Below are 1,761 nucleotides of genomic sequence, written 5' to 3' on the forward strand. Positions count from 1 at the left end.
GGTGTGGGGTTAGCGGTGGTCGGGGTGGGTGTTAGGTCGTCCTGGAGGGTGGTGGCTATGCGGGCGGCGAAGACCAGGCCCTCCAGGAGGGAGTTGGACGCCAGGCGGTTGGCGCCGTGGACGCCCGTGCAGGCGACCTCGCCGCAGGCGTAGAGGCCGGGGACGGACGTGCGGCCGTGCAGGTCCGTGCGGACGCCTCCACTCGCGTAGTGGGCGGCGGGGACCACAGGGATCGGCTCGGTCACCGGGTCGATGCCGTGGTGCCTGCAGGCGGCCAGGATGGTGGGGAACCGGTTCTCCCACATCGCGGCACCGAGGTGTCGGCCGTCCAGCAGCATGTGGGAGGCGCCGGTCTCGCGCATCCGGTTCATGATCCCCTTGGCGACGATGTCGCGGGGGGCGAGTTCGGCGAGGTCGTGGCGTCCGGCCATGAAGCGCTCGCCGGCGTGGTCGACGAGGTGAGCGCCCTCGCCCCGGACGGCTTCGGAGATCAGCGGCTGCTGGCCTCGCGCGCCGTCGCCGAGCCAGAGCACGGTCGGGTGGAACTGGACGAACTCCAGGTCGGAGACCTCCGCGCCGGCGCGGAGCGCGAGCGCGACGCCGTCGCCTGTCGAGACCTCGGGGTTCGTCGTCGCGGAGAACACCTGGCCGAGCCCGCCGGTGGCGAGGACCACGGCACGGGCGCGGACGGCTCCGACGCCGCCGGGCTGGCCCTCGCCCATGACGTGCAAGGTGATCCCGGCCGCGCGTCCGCTGGCGTCCTTCAGGAGATCGAGGACGAGGGCGTGCTCGATGACCTCGGCACCGGAGTCCTTGAGCGCGGCGAGGAGGGCTCGGCTGATCTCCGCGCCGGTGGCGTCCCCGCCCGCGTGCGCGATGCGGCGCCGGTGGTGGCCGCCCTCGCGCGTCAGCGCGATGTCGCCGCCGCTGGAACGGTCGAACGCGGCACCGAGCGCGATGAGGCCGCGCACGGCGTCCGGCCCTTCGGTGACGAGAGTCCGGACGGCGTCCTCGTCGCACAGCCCGACGCCGGCGGTGAGCGTGTCGGCGAGGTGCTCGCCCGGGGTGTCGTCGGGGGCGAGCGCGGCGGCGATCCCGCCCTGCGCCCAGCGGGTCGATCCCGCGTCCAGAAGCGCCTTGGTGACCAGCAGCACCCGCCCGTGCGGACGGCAGCGCAGCGCGGCGACCAGCCCGGCGATACCGGAGCCGATGACGACGACATCGGTGTCGGTGGTCCAGCCGGGGGCGGGGGCCTGCAGAACCGAAGGGATCATGAACCCTCCTCGGGATCGGTTCTCGTCATTATGACCCTAATCCCGAACAGGCCGAACGCCTGACCCCCCACATCCCCGACAACCACCTCAGACACTCGAACGCCCCACACCGGCCCGCGCGCCTGCGAGAGACGCCGCGCCGGCGACAGCCGCGACCGGTGCCGGCGGCAGTTTGTCGGAGGTGACCCGTCGCCGGGCGGCAGCTCGGGGCGCCCTCGGCGCCGATCCAGTTCCTTCAGCGGCGGCACCGTAGGCGTACGGCTGCCGTGCGGCCTCGCAGGACCGGACGCTCGCGCCCCACTCCTGCGAGGCCAGGCCGTACGGCGCCGCCCAAAGCGGCCGCACAGACCCCCTTCACGCGTCGTCACACAAGCTCACCCGTCGGCACACGAACTACGCGTCGGCCCGAACTATGCGTCGGCATGCACCGGGCGCGCCAAGACGTGCTAGCGGGCGCGGCAAGACCTGCCGCCCGGCACCCCAAGAC

1 protein-coding gene is annotated in these 1,761 nt (G+C 73.4%); it reads right to left on the bottom strand.

The features are described from left to right. Positions 1–1,274, bottom strand: a 1,274-nt coding sequence (locus tag E1281_RS39500; protein ID WP_131884787.1) for an L-aspartate oxidase, incomplete at its 3' end; no start/stop codon positions are given. Positions 1,275–1,761 lie beyond the last annotated feature (487 nt).

Source organism: Actinomadura sp. KC345, from assembly GCF_004348515.1.
GTDB lineage: Bacteria > Actinomycetota > Actinomycetes > Streptosporangiales > Streptosporangiaceae > Spirillospora.